Annotated in this window: 13 protein-coding genes; 5 read left to right on the forward strand and 8 right to left on the reverse strand. The window is 64.7% G+C overall.

Features of this window, described 5'->3' with window-relative positions:
- Positions 1-25: 25 nt before the first annotated feature.
- Entirely contained in the window at positions 26-1,738 is a 1,713-nt protein-coding gene (gene hutU, locus JOF28_RS13195; protein ID WP_209706185.1) for a urocanate hydratase, read from the reverse strand.
- A gap of 133 nt (positions 1,739-1,871) precedes the next feature.
- Positions 1,872-3,344, reverse strand: coding sequence for an APC family permease (locus JOF28_RS13200; protein ID WP_342452178.1), 1,473 nt, complete (start codon positions 3,342-3,344; stop codon positions 1,872-1,874).
- Between the two features lie 299 nt (positions 3,345-3,643).
- Here JOF28_RS13200 and JOF28_RS13205 point away from each other — a divergent pair, with 299 nt between their 5' ends.
- The 4 genes from JOF28_RS13205 to JOF28_RS13220 all read left to right on the forward strand — a co-directional run bounded on the left by JOF28_RS13205 (position 3,644) and on the right by JOF28_RS13220 (position 9,714).
- Positions 3,644-5,737, forward strand: a complete 2,094-nt coding sequence (locus JOF28_RS13205; RefSeq protein ID WP_245189975.1) for a DEAD/DEAH box helicase — start codon at positions 3,644-3,646, stop codon at positions 5,735-5,737.
- Between the two features lie 31 nt (positions 5,738-5,768).
- The gene (locus JOF28_RS13210; RefSeq protein WP_209707127.1) at positions 5,769-7,496 is read left to right on the forward strand and encodes a bifunctional 3'-5' exonuclease/DNA polymerase; all 1,728 of its coding nucleotides are present in this window, start codon (positions 5,769-5,771) and stop codon (positions 7,494-7,496) included.
- A gap of 172 nt (positions 7,497-7,668) precedes the next feature.
- Positions 7,669-9,147 (forward strand): APC family permease, encoded by a 1,479-nt coding sequence (locus tag JOF28_RS13215; RefSeq protein ID WP_209706189.1) that lies wholly within the window; start codon positions 7,669-7,671, stop codon positions 9,145-9,147.
- A gap of 24 nt (positions 9,148-9,171) precedes the next feature.
- Positions 9,172-9,714 (forward strand): YaeQ family protein, encoded by a 543-nt coding sequence (locus JOF28_RS13220; RefSeq protein ID WP_209706191.1) that lies wholly within the window; start codon positions 9,172-9,174, stop codon positions 9,712-9,714.
- Positions 9,715-9,815: 101 nt separating this feature from the next.
- Here JOF28_RS13220 and JOF28_RS13225 read toward each other — a convergent pair whose 3' ends face one another.
- Positions 9,816-10,190: a winged helix-turn-helix transcriptional regulator gene (locus JOF28_RS13225; protein WP_342452193.1), complete on the reverse strand. Its 375-nt coding sequence runs from the start codon at positions 10,188-10,190 to the stop codon at positions 9,816-9,818.
- 209 nt (positions 10,191-10,399) lie between these two features.
- On the opposite strand from JOF28_RS13225, the gene JOF28_RS13230 reads away from it, so the two are divergent.
- Positions 10,400-11,044, forward strand: coding sequence for an NAD(P)-dependent oxidoreductase (locus JOF28_RS13230; protein ID WP_209706195.1), 645 nt, complete (start codon positions 10,400-10,402; stop codon positions 11,042-11,044).
- Here JOF28_RS13230 and JOF28_RS13235 read toward each other — a convergent pair.
- The 5 genes from JOF28_RS13235 to JOF28_RS13255 form a co-directional block, all read right to left on the reverse strand.
- Positions 11,041-11,889: a GDSL-type esterase/lipase family protein gene (locus tag JOF28_RS13235; protein WP_209706198.1), complete on the reverse strand. Its 849-nt coding sequence runs from the start codon at positions 11,887-11,889 to the stop codon at positions 11,041-11,043. The genes JOF28_RS13230 and JOF28_RS13235 overlap by 4 nt on opposite strands.
- A gap of 789 nt (positions 11,890-12,678) precedes the next feature.
- The gene (gene hpaD, locus JOF28_RS13240; protein ID WP_209706200.1) at positions 12,679-13,821 is read right to left on the reverse strand and encodes a 3,4-dihydroxyphenylacetate 2,3-dioxygenase; all 1,143 of its coding nucleotides are present in this window, start codon (positions 13,819-13,821) and stop codon (positions 12,679-12,681) included.
- Between the two features lie 86 nt (positions 13,822-13,907).
- Positions 13,908-15,404, reverse strand: a complete 1,497-nt coding sequence (locus JOF28_RS13245) for an aldehyde dehydrogenase (protein WP_209706202.1) — start codon at positions 15,402-15,404, stop codon at positions 13,908-13,910.
- A 59-nt stretch (positions 15,405-15,463) separates the two neighbouring features.
- Positions 15,464-16,132 carry a GntR family transcriptional regulator gene (locus tag JOF28_RS13250; RefSeq protein ID WP_209706204.1) on the reverse strand — a complete coding sequence of 223 codons (669 nt, stop codon included), beginning with the start codon at positions 16,130-16,132 and terminating at the stop codon, positions 15,464-15,466.
- A 2-nt stretch (positions 16,133-16,134) separates the two neighbouring features.
- Complete coding sequence (locus JOF28_RS13255; RefSeq protein WP_209706206.1) at positions 16,135-17,619, reverse strand: fumarylacetoacetate hydrolase family protein; 1,485 nt, start codon at positions 17,617-17,619, stop codon at positions 16,135-16,137.
- Between the last annotated feature and the right edge of the window lie 26 nt (positions 17,620-17,645).

Consider the following 17,645-nt stretch of genomic DNA (forward strand, 5'->3'; position numbering starts at 1 on the left):
TTACGCAGGCGCTGTTAGCGGAGGGCTAGTCGTGGCGAATGGTAGGCGTCATCGGCACCCGCACCTCACGCTCAGCGGCCACATCGACGGCGCGCTGGTAGCCCGCATCGACGTGACGAATCACACCCATGCCCGGGTCGTTGGTGAGTAACCGCTCTAGCTTCTGTGCAGCGAGCTCGGTACCGTCAGCTACCGACACCTGGCCCGAGTGCAGCGACCGGCCAATGCCGACGCCGCCACCGTGATGCAGCGACACCCAAGTCGCGCCCGAAGAAGCTGCCGTAAGCGCGTTTAATAGCGGCCAATCGGCGATGGCGTCAGAGCCGTCGGCCATGGCCTCGGTCTCACGGTAGGGAGACGCGACTGACCCCGAGTCGAGGTGATCGCGCCCGATCACGATCGGGGCTGAGAGCTTCCCCTCGGCCACTAGTTCATTGAACTTCAGTGCTGCGCGCTGGCGCTCGCCGTAGCCGAGCCAGCAGATGCGGGCGGGGAGGCCCTCGAACTCGACGCGGTCTTGTGCCGCGCGAATCCAGCGGTGCAAGTGTTCGTTTTCGGGGAAGAGTTCGAGGATGGCCTCGTCGGTGACGCGAATGTCTTCGGGGTCACCCGACAGCGCCGCCCACCGGAAGGGCCCGAGACCCTCGCAAAACAGGGGCCGAATGTAGGCGGGCACGAAACCGGGAAACTCGAAGGCACGATCGTAGCCGCCGGTGCGGGCCTCATCACGAATCGAGTTGCCGTAGTCAAATACCTCGGCGCCAGCGTCTTGGAACTCGACCATGGCGCGCACGTGTGCGGCCATCGCGGCTTGCGCGTCGCGGGTGAACCCCTCGGCATCTGCCGCGGCCCGGTCTGCCCATTCCGCTACGGAATAGCCGATGGGCAGGTAAGAGAGCGGATCGTGCGCGCTGGTCTGGTCGGTCACAATATCAACGGTGATCTCACCGGCCTGGTGGCGGCGCAGGATCTCTGGGAACAGCTCAGCCGCATTGCCAACGAGCCCCACCGACCAACCACGCCGCTCGGCCTTCGCCTGCGAAACCTTGGCGAGCGCTTCATCGATGTCGGTGACGACCTCATCAAGGTAGCGCTTGCCGAGACGGCGGCGCAGTCGACTCTCGTCAACATCGACGATGAGGCAGGTGCCACCGTTGAGCGTGACGGCGAGCGGTTGCGCGCCGCCCATACCGCCGCAGCCGCCGGTGAGGGTGAGGGTGCCCGCGAGGGTGCCATCGCGCTCGGCCGAGGCAGCGGGATCAGCCGCGAACTTGCGGCCGATGGCGGCGAACGTTTCGAAGGTGCCCTGCAGGATGCCCTGTGTGCCGATGTAGATCCATGATCCGGCGGTCATCTGACCGTACATCGTGAGGCCCTCGGCCTCGAGCTTGCGAAATTCGGGCCAGGTTGACCAATCGCCCACGAGATTCGAATTGGCGATGAGCACGCGGGGCGCCCACACATTCGTGCGAAAGACTCCGACGGGTTTGCCCGACTGTACTAGCAGGGTCTCATCGTCTTCAAGATCGCGCAGCGTGGCAACGATGGCGTCGAAGGCCTCCCAGCTGCGGGCCGCGCGACCGGTGCCGCCGTAGACCACGAGGTCATCGGGGCGCTCGGCAACCTCGGGATCGAGGTTATTCATCAGCATGCGCAGCGGAGCTTCGGTTTGCCAGCTCTTGGCCGAGATTTCGAGGCCGCGAGGGGCTTTGACGGGGCGTGCGCCGGGGAGTGCCATGGGAGAGCCTTTCAAACAGAGCGGCGACGGTGCCGCGTGTGTTTCCATCACACCGCGTCACCGCCGCCGCAACAATGCACCCCGCACCGTAGTTGTCTGGGATGCCAGACTTCACGGTGTTTGTGCCCCGGATCTAGTCTTCGGGCACCACATCGATCAGTTCGGTGCCATACGCTCCGGGTTCGGTGCCGTGGCCGATCTGCGCATAGATCGCAGGCTTGCGGCGGCGCAGCGCCAGACCCCACACGATGCCAATGATCAGGGCGGCCACGATCAAGCCGGGCAACACGAAGGTCGTGGCATCAGCGACTTCTTGGTCAAGCATGAGCTGGAAATTACCCAGGATCATGAAGAACATCACGAGCAGCAAGATGCCCGAAACGAACGGTGCGATGACCGTGGTCCACACGCTCAGATTGTGGGGGTGCTTGCGGAAGTAGCCGACAACTGCGAACGCGGTCAGCCCCATCAACAGCACGAGGCCAGCGGCGCCCGTGTTGGTGAGCCAGGTAAACATGGTGAGCACGGGGTACAGGAACGAGAGCTCGCCAAACATTGATTCGGCGGCGCCAAAGGCATCACCCGCGAGCGCAAAACCAGCCACCACGATGGCCGCAATGACGGTTTGGGCCACTGATCCGGCCCAGGGTGCACCCGATGCGCTCGTGCGGCTGAAGCCACTCGGCATCACGCCCTCGCGGCCCAAGGCGTACAGGTAACGAGCGACCGCGTTGTGGAAGGCCTGCAGTGCCGCGAACAAGCTGGTGATGAACAGCAGCGTCATAATGTCGGCCACCACAACGCTCGTGTGTTCGGTCATGAAGATGAACATTAGATCGGGGCCGGCCTCTTGCGATGCCTGCACGATCTGCGACGGGCCAATGCCCACCGAGAATGCCCACGCGCTCAATGCGTAGAACACACCAATGACGGCGACGGCGAGATAGGTGGCGCGGGGCACGGTGCGCTTGGGATCTTTCGCTTCCTCACCGTAGATCGCGCCGCTCTCAAAGCCCATGAACGCGGCCACGCCAAACACCAGGATCAAGCCGAGCTCTGGCCCAAACAGGGTGGCCGGGTTCACCGCGGCCATCGAAACACCCTCTGGCGCTACCGAGAGCGAGACGATGTCGAAAATAATGACGGCGACAAACTCGAGCGCCACGAGCGTGCCGAGCACCTTTGCCGACAGATCAACTCGGTTGACGCCCAGCACACCGACAGCGACGATGCACAGGAACACCCACATCCACCACGGCGAAACAAACCCAAGCTTGGCCTCGAGGAACATGGAAAGCTGAAAACCAAACAGGCCATAGATGCCCACCTGCATGGTGTTGTAGGCCACGAGTGCGACGAGCGATCCGCCCACACCGATGGGCCGACCCAGGCCCTGCGCAACGTAGGCGTAGAATGCGCCGGCGTTGGTGATGTGGCGGCTCATGGCGGTGTAGCCCACCGCAAACAGTGCGAGGATCAGGGCAATGAGCAAGAAGCCCAGCGGTACCCCTAAAGATCCGGTGACTGCGAACGAGGTGGTCACGCCGCCCGCGACGACCGTGAGCGGGGCAGAAGCGGCGATGATCATGAGCGCGATAGAGGGCACTCCGAGTGTGCGCCTGCTAAGACCGGGGTCGTGAGTAGATGTTGAATCGCTCAATGGAGGAAACCTTTCACTTGGCGTCGTTGCCGAGGGTGCGCCCGGAGTCGCCGGGCCCGGTGGCTACCGGGAGCGCACCATACAGTTCGAGGCTACGTCTCGCACCGAAAATGCGGTTGGCGTTGCGTGCACAGCGCCTGTTTTTGGGCGCAGGGATCCGCGTGAACCGGCCTTGTGTCGTGCCGCCTGAGTGAATTAACATGAACTCGTCAGCAGTTCAGCCAACTCCGGGGTAGACTACTATGATGACCTCTTCCGAGAACGCCACACCAGGCGAATCCGCCGTCCCTACTGAAACCGAGGGCGAGCGCATTACATTCGCCGATCTCGGTCTCTCGCCTGAAGTACTTCAGGCAGTTACCGACGTGGGCTACGAAACCCCGTCGGCTATCCAGGCCGCTACCATCCCCGTGCTGCTTGAAGGCCGTGACGTCGTCGGTCTCGCACAGACCGGCACCGGCAAAACCGCAGCGTTCGCGCTGCCCGTACTCTCACGCATGACCCCCGGCGCAGGCGTGCCGCAGGCTCTCGTTCTGGCCCCGACCCGTGAGCTCGCGCTCCAGGTGTGCGAGGCGTTCGAAAGCTACGCAACGCACCTGCCCAAGGTCAACCTGCTTCCCGTTTACGGTGGACAGGCTTACGGCCAGCAGCTCTCAGCTCTGCGCCGCGGCGTAGACATCGTGGTCGGTACCCCCGGCCGCATCATGGACCACCTGAAGCGTGGCTCACTCGACCTCACGCAGATCAAGTACCTCGTACTTGATGAGGCCGATGAGATGCTGAAGATGGGCTTCGCTGAAGACGTTGAGACGATCCTGGCTGACACGCCTAAGGACAAGCAGGTTGCCCTGTTCTCTGCCACGATGCCGGCTCAGATTCGCCGCATCTCACAGCAGTACTTGAAGGACCCGCAGGAAATTAAGATCGCCGGCAAGACGCAGACGAGCTCGACGATTACGCAGCGCTACATCGTCGTCTCGTTCACGCAGAAGCTTGATGCGCTGACCCGCGTCCTCGAGGTCGAAGACTTCGACGGCATCATCGTGTTCACGCGTACCCGTGGCGACTCCGAGCAGGTAGCTGAGAAGCTGCGCGCCCGTGGTTACTCGGCCGCCGCGATCAACGGTGACATCCAGCAGGCACAGCGTGAGCGCACCGTGCAGGCCCTCAAGGATGGCAAGCTTGACATCCTCGTTGCCACCGACGTTGCGGCCCGTGGCCTTGACGTTGAGCGCATCAGCCACGTCATCAACTACGATCTTCCGATCGACGTTGAGTCATACGTGCACCGCATCGGCCGTACCGGCCGCGCAGGCCGCAAGGGCGACGCGATCAGCTTCGTTACGCCGCGCGAGCGCCGTATGCTCAAGCAGATCGAGAAGACCACGAAGCAGGCTCTCACGCAGATGCCGCTGCCTGGCATCGAAGAGGTCAACGCAACGCGTCTGTCACGCTTCGACGATGAGATCACCGCGGCCCTCGGTCGCACCGGTCGCATCGATCGCTTCCGCGAGGTCATTCAGCACTACGTGAAGAACCACGACGTGCCTGAGATTGACGTTGCTGCAGCACTGGCTGTTGTGGCACAGGGCGCGACGCCCCTGCTGCTCTCGGCTGATGACGATCGTAAATTCGATCGCGATCGCAAGCAGGCTGCAAGCTTCCTTGACGATAGCAACGATCGCCCGGTACGCGAGCGCACCGAGCGTGCCCCGCGCCGCGACGATCTCAAGATGTACCGCATCGAGGTGGGCCGTCGCGAGCGCGTACAGCCCGGCCAGATCATTGGCGCAATTGCGAACGAGGGTGGCCTCACCCGCGACGACTTCGGCCGCATCCAGGTGCGCGACGACTTCTCGCTCGTCGAGCTGCCCGCAACCCTCTCTGAGGCTTCGATCGCAGCACTCGCAAGCACTCAGATCAGCGGCAAGCTGATCGAGCTGAAGGAAGACCGCGGCGGCTCAGCCTCACGTGGCGGCGACCGGGGCGGGCGCAGCTATGGCGGCGACCGTAACGGTGGCGGACGCAGCTACGGCGGCGACCGTGGCGGCGATCGCGGCGGTTCACGCGGTGGTTACCAGGGTGGCGGCGACCGCGGTGGTTACCAGGGTGGCGGCGATCGTGGTGGCCGTGGTGGCTACAGCAACGATCGTGGCGACCGTGGCGGTTACCAGGGTGGTGGCGATCGTGGTGGCCGTGGTGGCTACAACAACGACCGTGGCGGCAGCACCGGCAACAGCTGGGAAGATCGCGGCTCACGTGGCGGCGACCGCAACCAGGGTGGCGGGCGCGACTTCGGCAGCAACAGCGCCGACGGCAAGCGCAAGCCCCGCTGGTAATACCCACCTGTAATATCCACCTCAGGTGACAATGCGTTGGTGCGCCCTCGGCAGAAATGCCGACGGGCGCATCACTGCGTTTACGCTCGATGCGAGCGGCAATTCCGGCGACCCCATTTCGATGGAGCGCAGCGAACTCGCCGATTTTGTGCGCGGGATCGAAGAGGAACATGCCCCACGCTGGGTGTGGAGCGACACCACTCGTTGGGTGCCGCAGCTGCTGGCGAACGGTGTGCGCATCACCCGGTGCCACGATCTCAGGCTGAGCCACGCCATTTTGCTACGCTCAGAACTGGTGCCGAATCGCGGCGAGCTCGCCGCGGCGGCCGCATGGGACGTGGGTCCTGAGGAGCCGGATCCGGAGCCGAAAGCCACCGCGCTGTTTGAGCTCGAATCGACCCGGGCCACCGCGGTGCCCGGCGATATCGAGGAGACTCTCGCCGAGTTTGCGCGGCAGCGGGCCGCGTTAGCCGCATCGCCGCGGCAGCTGAGTCTGCTCATCGCCGCGGAGTCGGCGGGGGCAGTGATGGCCGCCGAGATGCGTGCCGCCGGGCTGCCATGGGACACCGTCGAACACGACCGCATTTTGCGGGAGGCGCTGGGCCCCCGCCCGCCCGCGGGTGCGCGCACCGCGATCATGGCCGGTCTCGCCGACGAGATTGGGATGGCACTTGGGCAGCCCGGCGTGAGCGTCGATTCGCCGCCGAAGCTGCTGCGGGCGCTGCGTGACGCAGGCCTCGAGGTGCAGTCGACCTCGCAGTGGGAGCTCGCCGACATTGCGCACCCGGTGATTGCGCCGCTGCTGCACTACAAGAAACTTGCGCGGCTGCTCACCGCGAACGGCTGGAACTGGATCGATGAGTGGGTGCGCGATGGGCGCTACCACCCGGTGTATGTTCCGGGCGGGGTGGTGACCGGGCGTTGGGCCTCGAGTGGCGGCGGTGCGCTGCAACTGCCGCGCATGCTGCGGCCCGTGCTGCGCGCTGACCCCGGCTGGACGCTGGTGTCGGCAGATGTTGCCCAGCTTGAGCCGCGCGTGCTCGCGGCGATGTCGGGCGACCGCGCAATGGCTGCCGCTGGCGCAGGCACCGACCTGTACGCCGGGCTTGTCTCGAGCGGCGTCGTGGCGACGCGGCAAGAAGCCAAGATCGCGGTGCTCGGCGCCATGTATGGATCGACCACCGGCGATAGTGGCCGGCTTGTGCCGAGGCTGCGCCGCAGCTTTCCCGCTGCCATGAGGCTCGTCGATCAGGCGGCCGCGGCGGGGGAGCGGGGCGGTGTCGTATCGACCTGGCTGGGTAGGTCATCGCCGGCCCCCAGCGATGAATGGTTAGAACAGCAGGCCCTGGCCAGCCAGCCCGGTGCGACCCCGCGCGACGAGCGCGAGGCGCGCCGGGTCGCCCGCGACTTTGGCAGGTTTACCCGCAACTTTGTGGTGCAGGGCACCGCGGCCGAGTGGGCGCTGTCGTGGCTCGCCAATCTGCGGCTGCGGCTTGACGAACTGCCCGCAGCATGGGCCGGGCAAGACCCGCGGGCGGCACCCATCGCGCAGGCCTCGGGCCCAGCATTTGAACGGCGCCCACACCTCGCCTTCTTTTTGCACGACGAAGTGATCGTGCACACCCCCATCGAACTCGCCGACCAAGTGGCGGCCGCGGTGACGGCTGCGGCCGCCAGCGCTGGCACGTTGCTCTTTGGCGACGGGCCAGTGGACTTTCCCCTCGACGTGCGTATTTCGGAGCGCGCCGAGAAGGGGTAAGAACCAGGCTAAGCTGGGAGCTTGCAGACGATGAGGCTGTAGGACGCTGAGCGTAACCACCCCCATCGCTGTCCGAGCATTCACATTTTTGATGTCTCCCCGGCCCACAAAGTATTCGTGCGGACGGCATCTGGCTGCGCTTTCAGACGTGATCAGTTCTTCAGGAGACTCAGTGAAACCCACGCTCAACCGTCGTCTCGGCGTATTCGGCATCGTATTTATGGTGGTGGCCGCGGCCGCACCGATCACGGTCGTCGCCGCCAACTTCCCGCTCATCTTGAGCATCTCGGGCTCGATTGGCCTGCCCAGCATGGTGCTCGCCGCGACCCTGATTTTGCTGTTGTTTGCGGTCGGCTACACCTGGATGTCGCCGCGGGTGCCCGATGCCGGCGCGTTCTACTCGTATGTGCGTCAAGGCCTCGGCCACCGTGCGGGCCTCGGCACCGCATCAATCGCACTGCTGAGCTACGTGCTGCTCACCGTGTCAATGACTTGCTACCTCGGCGTGCAGACGGGCAACCTGATCAACCTGTGGCTCGGCGTCACCCCGCCGTGGTGGCTGATCTCGGGCATCATGCTGGTCATCGTGGGCGTGCTGGGCTATCGCGACATCGAACTCTCGGCCAAGGTGCTCGGCTTCGTGCTCGTGCTCGAGGTGATTGCGGTGCTCGCGATTGACCTGGGCGTGCTCGCCTCGGGCGCCGAACTGTCAACGGCCGCACTGAACCCTGCCGAAGCGCTCGTCGGAGCCCCCGGGCTCGGGCTGCTGTTCGCGTTCTTGGGCTTCTTCGGATTCGAAGCAACCGCGGTGTTCCGCAATGAGGCGAAGGACCCCGAGCGCACCGTGCCCCGCGCGACCTACATCGCCGTGATCACGATCGGTGCACTGTACTTCGTGTCGTCGTGGCTCGTCGTATCGGGGCTGGGCGAAGACCAGGCCGTCGCCGCATCGAACGAAGCACCCGACAGCGTCATCATGGACCTCGCCGGTTCTGTGATCGCCCCCATCTTTGCCGACCTCGTGCAGGTGCTCGTCGTGACGAGCATGTTCGCGTGCATGCTGTCGTTCCACAACATCGTCACCCGCTACCTGTTCACGCTGGGCCAGCGCGGCGTATTGCCCGCGGCGCTCGCAGACGTGCACGCGAAGCACCGCGCGCCCTCGCGTGCATCGCTCTGGGTGAGCATCATCACCTCGGCCGTGGTCGTGGTGTCGGCGCTCGCGCAGCTCGACCCCGTGGTGCAGATCTACACCTGGTACTCGGGCGCCGGGGCGGTGGGCGTGATCTGGATGATGGCGCTCACCAGCGTCGCCGTGATCGCGTTTGGCCGCTCACAGAAGGGCGCACTCGCCCCCTCTGGCTGGGTGGTTGGATCGGCGGTACTCGGTGGCCTGGGGCTGCTCGGCGTGCTTGCGATCTCAGTGTGGAACCTGCCCGTGCTCGTGGGCGGCACCACCGAAGCATTGATCTGGGGTGGCATCTTGATTATCGCGTTCGTGGGCGGCATGTTCTTGCCTGCCAAGCCGCAGGCCTTCGATGCGGCCGCTGAGCTGGCGAATGCTGATGCTGATGCTGATGCTGATGCTGATGCTGATGCTGATGCTGATGCTGGTGCCGCCGAAGCTGAGCCCGCAGCGTCGGCCCGCTAGGTCTGAGCCCGGTAGGCTTCACTCATGGCAATAGGCGCAACGATCCACACCTTTGAAGTACAACTGGCTGACGTGGATCGCGGGGTATACGAGAACTTTTCACTTCGTGTCGCTCGGCACCCCTCAGAGACCGCCGAGTACATGGTGACGCGTCTGCTCGCGTACTGCCTTGAGTACGAAGATGGCATTGTGTTTGCGGCCGGTGGCGTCTCGTCAACCGACGAACCCGCCGTGCTCGTGCGCGACCTCACCGGGCAGATCACAGCCTGGATTGAGATCGGTGCGCCCGATGCCGCCCGGCTGCACTTCGGCAGCAAGCTTGCCGGTCGCGCCGCCGTGTACACGCACCGCGACCCCGAGAAGCTGCTGACATCATGGGCCGGCAAAACGATTCACCACGCCGACGAGATTGTCGTGCGCTCGTTTGAGCCCAAGTTCGTGGACGAGGTGGCGCGGGCGCTCGGCCGCCGCAACACCCTGTCGATCTCGGCGACCGAGGGCACGCTGTACCTCGAGCTCGGCGACACCGCCGTCTCGAGTGAAATCTTCGAGCACCGCGCGGGCTAACACTGAGCACCGCGCGAGCCAGCTCTTCGCAGCGCCCGTGCTCATGCTTCGCAGCGAACGGCCGCATCATCCCCTGAAAAAGAGGAAGATGCGGCCGTTCGCTATTTCACGCCGTGGTGGGTGTCGTATGCCTCGCGGGCCGAGAGCACTTCGGGCACATAGCTCTTCGCCCAGTGCTCGAGCGCGCTCAGGGGCTCGCGCATGGTCTGGCCGATGTCGGTGAGGGCGTACTCGACGCGGGGCGGTACCTCGGCGTAGACGGTGCGCTGCACCAGCCCATCGCGCTCGAGTGCGCGCAGCGTTTGGGTGAGCATTTTTGACGAGACGCCGCCGACGGCACTGGCGAGCTGCGAGAATCGGGCCGGCCCGTGGCCCAGCGTGCCAACGACGAGCACCGTCCACCGGTCGCCGATGCGATCGAGGATCGTGCGGGTGGGGCAGTTGGGGTCGTACGGATTTCCTTCGAGCCCACTCACGTGCGCCACCTCGTCTCTGTTGGTCTTTGTCGCTGAGCTGCCTGCTGGGCTGCTGGATGGCTGGGGTGCGGCTGGGCTGCTGGGTAGGTTACCTGGCGGTGCCTTGCGCACTCTAAAGTGCCTACTTCCCATTCCAGTGTAACTCTCTTATAGTAACTAATGGAAGGTCATTTGACCCAGATACTCGCAACACACTGAGGAGCGCACCCATGGCAAAGATCACCGTTGTAGGCGGAACCGGATACGCAGGCAGCCACATCGCGCAGGTTGCCGCCGACCGCGGCCACGAGGTTACTTCGTACAGCCGCTCGATCCCCGAGACCCAGATCGCTGGCGTCACCTACGCCACCGGATCCATCCTCGACGGTGATATCGCTGCCGCGGTCGTCGAGGGCGCAGATGTCGTGCTCGTCGCGCTGTCGCCCCGCGGCGACATGGCTGGCAAGACCGCCGCGGCGATCGCGGCCCTGGCGGCCCGCGCACGCGTGGCTGGCAAGCGTATTGGCGTGATCGGCGGCGCCGGATCACTGTTCGTTTCAGAGGGCGGCCCGCTCGTCGCAGACACCGAGGGTTTCCCCGCAGAGATCAAGCCCGAGGCCGATGAGATGGCCCAGGTGCTCGCTGACCTGCGCGCAAGCGATGCCGAGCTCGACTGGTTCTTCGTGAGCCCCGCTGGCGGCTTTGGCGCGTGGGTGCCGGGGGAGGCCACGGGCGTCTTCCGCATCGGCGGTGACGTGCTGCTCGTCGACGAGAACGGTGAGTCGAACATCTCGGGCGCCGACCTCGCCGCGGCGATCATCGACGAGGTCGAGACCCCCGCGCACCGCCGCCAGCGCTTCACCGCGGCGTACTAAGCGGCGATTGCCCGCGCGAGCAGGGCATGGCCCTCGGCGCCGGGGTGGATGCCATCGGTGAGTAGCTCCGGACGATTCTCAAGCACATTCCATGAGTCGATGAAGTCGCGGTGGGTCGAGGCGCACCACGACTGCAGTGCGGCTCTCAACGCGTGCACGTCTGAGATGTCGATATCGATGAGTGCGCTGTCGAGCCAATTGGGGCTCAGGACCACCACACGGCGGCCCTGAGCCTCCATGCGGCCCGCGAAGAGATCGAGGCGCTCGACGAGACCCTGAACGACCTGCTCGACAGCGCCCGAGGGGGAGTGCAACAGATCGTTGATTCCGGCCGCAACGCAGATGGTGTCGGCCCTGCGGGCGACCACTTCGTGCGCGGCAGCATCGAGGACTTCTGTCAGGCGTGCGCCAGGCCACGCAAGATTGAAGAACCTGTTGCGCTCTTCATTTACAAGAATGTGATCGGCGGCGACAGCGGCGGCCCATCCGCCCGTGGGCGTTGTGCGCCCGTAGGCGATGGAGTCGCCGATGAGCGCGATGCGTTCGGCCACCGCGAGCGGCGCGGCCGAAACGTAGCACCAGGCTGCGCCGCCATCTCGCGTCATCACGCGGCGCCTGGCATAGGCGGAGACCTCGTAGGCATCGGCAGCGGCAAGTTCTTCAGTGGTCAGCGTGATGATCCCGCCCGCCACGCTGTCGCCCACTCTGCGGACGAGGCCGAGGTGGGTGGCGATGCCGCTGGTGGCAATGACCTCGGGGTCAGTAATCGGCACCGCGGTCGTGCCGTGGCCAAGGATTTCATCAGCGATGACCTCGGGCTCGCGGCCGAATAAGCTCAGCTGCACCTTGGGATCGAGCAGGGCGTTTAGCAGAGGCTTCGGAGAGCGCCTGTGTATCGATCCGATAGCGCGGGCGTAACGACACGAAAGCAGTCGACCCCGCCCGCCCGTGCTCTAGCCGGGCCAGGCGACGACCTTCACCTCTCGACCGCGTTCTGCCCCCACTAGATGAAGCAGTACTGGCATGCACGACACTGCCGATCCGGTCTCCTAGTATTTCTGCTGACACTGCGGGCATCTGACGTGTGGCAGCAGCCTCGGTACGCTGCGCAGAGGAGGACCCTCAACCTGACCCCAACTTTTTCGAGCTCTCCATGTAGTCGGTGCCAGTCGGGCTGTTCGTAGATACTCCCGCGGTTCCTTCTGTCGGGGAAGAGCCGTTCGTGGACTTCTGACTCGGTCATATCTGCCACGGTCTCCCATATGAGCTGCTCACGGGCGGCGCGCGCTTTGATCTTATGTACCATCAGAGTTGCTTCTTCTGTCGTCCGGTAACAGCGGACGGCAGAAGGAGCCTACGAGCGTGGCCCACCAAAGACCTCCATATTGACTCGGGCGCTATTGGATACCTACACGCCCGCTATCGGGTCGTTACACAAGCGCTCTCCAATGCACCGACTAAACAGCAGGGTGCCAAATGAGAATACTTTTTCGGTGCGGAGTGCTGCGGGACACATGGAAGACGCGTTCCTTTGGGATGACGATGGAGGATCGTGGCGTGATCCGGGACTGTTTAAGAATACAGAAAGGGGGCACGACCGCAGAAATTTGCGGTCGTGCCCCCCAGTTGTGTCTTTACAGCGAGTGGCCGAGCTTGAAGCCCTTATCGCCCTCTTCGTCGCGCGTGTACGAGAAACCGTCGGCGCCGATGGTCACGGCCATTTCGGAGTCGTGCGTGCGGGCCACGACGGGCTGCGGGTTGCCATCGAGGTCGAGCACGAGCGAGCCCTCGGTGTACCACGACGGCACGACGGGGTTGCCCCACCAGTCACGGCGCTGGTTGTCGTGTACATCCCAGGTGACGACGGGGTTGTCGGGGTCGCCCGTGTAGTAATCCTGGGTGTAGATCTCGACGCGGTGGCCATCGGGATCGCGCAGGTAGAGGTAGAACGCGTTCGAAACACCGTGGCGGCCGGGGCCACGCTCGATGCTGTCTGACTTGCGCAGCGAGCCGAGCTTGTCACAGATCGCGAGAATGTTGTGCTTCTCGTGCGTTGCGAAGCAGACGTGGTGCATGCGGGGGCCATCGCCACCGGTCATCGCGGTGTCGTGCACGGTCGGCTTGCGGCGCATCCACGCGGCGTAGACGGTGCCCTCGGCATCCTGAATGTCCTCGGTCACGCGGAAGCCCAGGTTCTGCATGTAACCCACAGCGCGGGGCACGTCGGGCGTGATCTGGTTGAAGTGATCGAGACGCACCAGCTCACCGGGGATGTGCAGGTCGTAGCGCCACGACATACGCTCGGTGTGCTCGGTCTGGAAGAAGAATTCGTAGGGGAAGCCGAGCGGATCGACGACGCGCACCGAATCACCGATGCCCTTCACGAATCCGTTCGGGTTGCGGCGCACCTCGCAGCCGAGCTCGCCGAAGAACGCCTCGGCCTTGTCGAGATCAGCTGCGCTGCGCACGCGGTATGAGAACGCGGCGACGGCCGCGACGGGGCCCTTGCGCAGCACGAGGTTGTGGTGAATAAACTCCTCGGTGGAGCGCAGGTAGATGGCCTCGTCGTCTTCGGTGGTGACGTAGAGTCCCAGCACGTCGACGTAGAACTCGCGCGATGCGGCGAGGTCGGTGACGATCAGCTCCATGTAGGCGCAGCGGAGAATGTCTGGTGCCTCAGAGGTGGGGGCGGGGATCGGGTTGTCAGAGATGATCGGGGCCTCCTGGGTGACCCAGAAGCCTGCCGACTGCTTGTCTTCTTCGTTGAGCTTTGCCATGATGTCGCTTCCTTGCGTCTTAAAAGTTAGTGAGTGGCGTGCGGGGCGGCCTAGGGGCTGCCCCGCACGCTCGGTTACTCGAGTAGTTACTTGCCCGCGCCGAAGCGGGGTGAGTGCGCCTCGTTCAAGGTGATCTGAATCGACTGCTGCGTGGTGTAGAAGTCGACCGAGCGGTAGCCGCCCTCGCGGCCGAGGCCCGAAGCCTTCACGCCACCGAAGGGGGTGCGCAGGTCGCGCACGTTGTTCGAGTTCAGCCACACCATGCCCGACTCGATGCCGTCGGCGAAGTTGTGCGCACGCTTCAGGTCAGAGGTCCAGACGTAGGCTGCGAGGCCGTACTTGGTGTTGTTCGCCAGCTCGAGTGCCTCTTCGTCGGTGTCGAAGGGCGTGATCGCTACGACCGGGCCGAAGATCTCTTCCTGGAAGATGCGGGCGTCGGGGGCGACGTCTGCGAACACCGTCGGGGCGACGTAGTTGCCCGTGGGGAAGCCCTCGGGGCGACCGCCGCCGGCGACAAGGCGACCCTCGGTCTTGCCGATCTCGACGTAGCTCATGACCTTTTCGAAGTGGCTCGGGTGCACGAGTGCGCCGACCTCGGTGGCCGGGTCGCCGGGCAGGCCGACCACAATGTTCTTGGCACGCTCTGCGTAGCGCTCGACGAACTCGTCGTAGATGTCGCGGTGCACGAGCACGCGGCTACCCGCGGTGCAGCGCTCGCCGTTCAGACTGAACACGCTGAACACGGTGGCGTCGAGCGCCTCTTCGAGGTTGGCGTCAGCGAAGACGACCGAGGGGCTCTTGCCGCCGAGCTCGAGCGAGAGGCCCTTCAGGAAGGGAGCCGCGTTGGTCGAGATCATTGCGCCGGTCGAGCTGTCGCCCGTGAACGAGATCAGGGGCACGTCGGGGTGCTTCACGAGCGCATCGCCCGCGACACCACCCGAGCCGAGAATGAGGTTGAAGACGCCCTCGGGCAGGCCAGCCTCGCGGAAGATCTCGGGCCACAGCGCCGCCGAGAGGGGCGTGTAGCTGGCGGGCTTCATAACGACGGTGTTGCCGGTGGCGATGGCCGGGGCCAGCTTCCACGACTCCTGCATGAAGGGCACGTTCCAGGGGGTGATGAGGCCGGCAACACCGATGGGCTTGCGGTTCACGTAGTTGATCTGGCGACCGGGCACCTTGGTGACGTTGTCGTGCTGCGCGACGATCAGGTCGGCGAAGAAACGGAAGTTCTCGGCGGCGCGGCGAGCCTGGCCCTTGGCCTGGGTGATGGGCAGGCCCGAGTCCCAGCTCTCAAGCAGCGCGAGCTGGTCATCGCGCGACTCAACAATGTCGGCGACCTTGTGCAGAATGCGTGAGCGCTCGCGGGGCAGCATCTTGGGCCAGGGGCCCTCGTCGAATGCGCGCTTGGCGGCCGCGACAGCCAGGTCAACGTCCTCCTGCTGCGCCGAAGCAGACGTGATGTATACCTCGTTGTTGACGGGCTCGATCACATCGAACTCTGCGCCACCAATGGAGTCGACGAACTCACCGTCGATAAAGTGGCGGATCTTGTCGGGAAGACCTGCGGGCTTGTTCTGTGTCATGGTGTCTCCTTCGTTGGAACGGTGAAGCGTGAAAAATTTGTGAGGGGAATGCGGTGAAGCTAGTGCGGCTGGAGCGCGCTGTGCTCGGATTGGTGCGAGAGCACCGCATCGAGGGTGGCGGTGCGGTGCTTGCGGGCCATGTATTCAATTTCCATGGGATCGGCTCCCTGCTCGATGAGAGCGAGCAGCTGATCGTGCTCATTCACCGATTCGCTCGCGCGACCCGGTACGAAACTAAACGACGAATTACGCAGTACCTTCATGCGGTTCCAACCGCGATGCACGAGATCGAGAATGTGGGGGTTGGGGCAAGTCTCGAACAGCACGCTGTGAAATTCAAGGTTCAATTCGGTGAACGCTTGCGGATCAAACGCGGCGAGCGAATCACGCATGGTCTGATTGATCGCGCGGGCGCGACGAATCTGATCGGGCGTAATGTGCGGGGCCGCAAGGCCGGTCGCCGAACCCTCAACGAGCGCGAGCGTCTGCATCGTGTGCAGATACTCGGTTTCTTTCACCAGCGCGACCTGCGCACCCACATTGCGTTCGAAGGTAACGAACTTCTCGGCTTCCAAGCGCCGGATCGCCTCGCGCACCGGCACCACCGACATCTGGAGCTCGGCCGCGATGGGGGCCAGTACGAGCCGGTAACCCGGAACGTACTGGCCGCTATCGATGCGGTCCCTGATCAGGCGGTAGGCCTGCTCTGACTTGGACTCCGTTGCCATGATTAGCCTCGGGCTGCGAGCTCGGCGTCGTAGCGGGCACGCCACTGGGCGTTCATCGGGAAGAGGCCGTCAACGGCTTCGCCCTCGGCGACGCGGGCGGCAACCCACTCATCCTGCAGCTCTTGCGCGGCAGCCTCGGCGGCCACCTCGGCGAGCAGGAACGGCGGGATCACGATGACGCCGTCACGGTCGCCCATGATGACGTCGCCCGGCTGCACGGCTGCGCCGCCGCAGGCGATGGTGACATCGGTTTCCCACGGCACGTGCTTGCGGCCGAGCACGCTCGGGTGCGCACCCTGTGAGAACACGGGAATATCGAACTCGGTGACAGCCGAGTAATCGCGCACGCCGCCGTCGGTGACGATGCCGGCGGCGCCGCGCACCTGCGCACGCAGGGCGAGCACGTCGCCGACGGTGCCGGTGCCGCGCACGCCGCGAGCCTCAACCACGATGACCTCGCCGGGAAGCACGGTGTCAAACGCGCGCTTCTGGGCGTTGAACCCACCCGCGTGGCTCTTGAAGAGGTCGGGGCGGAACGGGATCATGCGCAGTGTCTTTGCGACACCGAGAATCTGATCGCCGTCGTGGTTGGGGTGCACGCCATCGATGAAGATGTCGACGTAGCCGCGCTTGCGCAGGGCGGCAGAAACAGTCGCGACCGCAACGTTGGCGAGCAGTGCGCGCACCTCGTCATTCAGCGGGTGCGGTGCTTCTTCGAGGGGAGTGGCGCGGCCAGCGGCGACTGCCGCGGCGTGCTCTTCTTCGCTGCCCCAGGCCTCGATGCGCTGCAGGTCGTTGACCTGCGGCGCGCTGCCGAAGTCACCAAACGCGGTCGTGCCCTGGGTGACCGTGGTCACGAGGCGGCCGGTGCTCGGAGCGCCTGCGGCGTTGGGAGCGTCAACCTCAACCTCGACCACGTCGCCGGGAACGGCAACCGAAGAGCCAGCGGGGGTGCCCGTGAGGATCACGTCGCCGGTCTCAAGGGTCATGTGCTGTGAGAGGTCGGCGACCAGCTGGCCGAAGCTGAACTTCAACGTGTCGCTGGTGTCGTCCTGCACGAGCTCGCCGTTGACCCAGGTGCGCACGCGCCAGTCATCCTGGCTGATGCCTGCGGTGTCGATCGCGGCCGGGCCGATGGGGGTGAAGCCGTCGCCGCCCTTGTTTCGTACGTTTGAGCCCTTGTCGGCCGCGCGCAGATCGTAGATGCCGAAGTCGTTCGCCGCGGTGACGCTGGCGACGTGCTTCCAGCCGTCTTCGGGGGAGACCCAGCGGGCGGGTGCGCCGATCACGAGTGCGACCTCGCCCTCGAAGGCGAGCAGCTCGGTGCCGGCGGGGCGCTCAATGATGCCGCCCGTTGCCGCGAGCGATGAAGCCGGCTTCAGAAAGTATGACGGGAACTGGGGAGTGCGCCCGCGCTGCTGAATGCGGGAGGGGTAATTGAGATGAACGGCAATGATCTTGCCGGGGGTCTCGATTCCGTACGTCATAGCTACCTCGCTTCGTCGTTGTATTT

Source organism: Leucobacter exalbidus (assembly GCF_017834145.1).
Taxonomy (GTDB): Bacteria; Actinomycetota; Actinomycetes; order Actinomycetales; family Microbacteriaceae; genus Leucobacter; species Leucobacter exalbidus.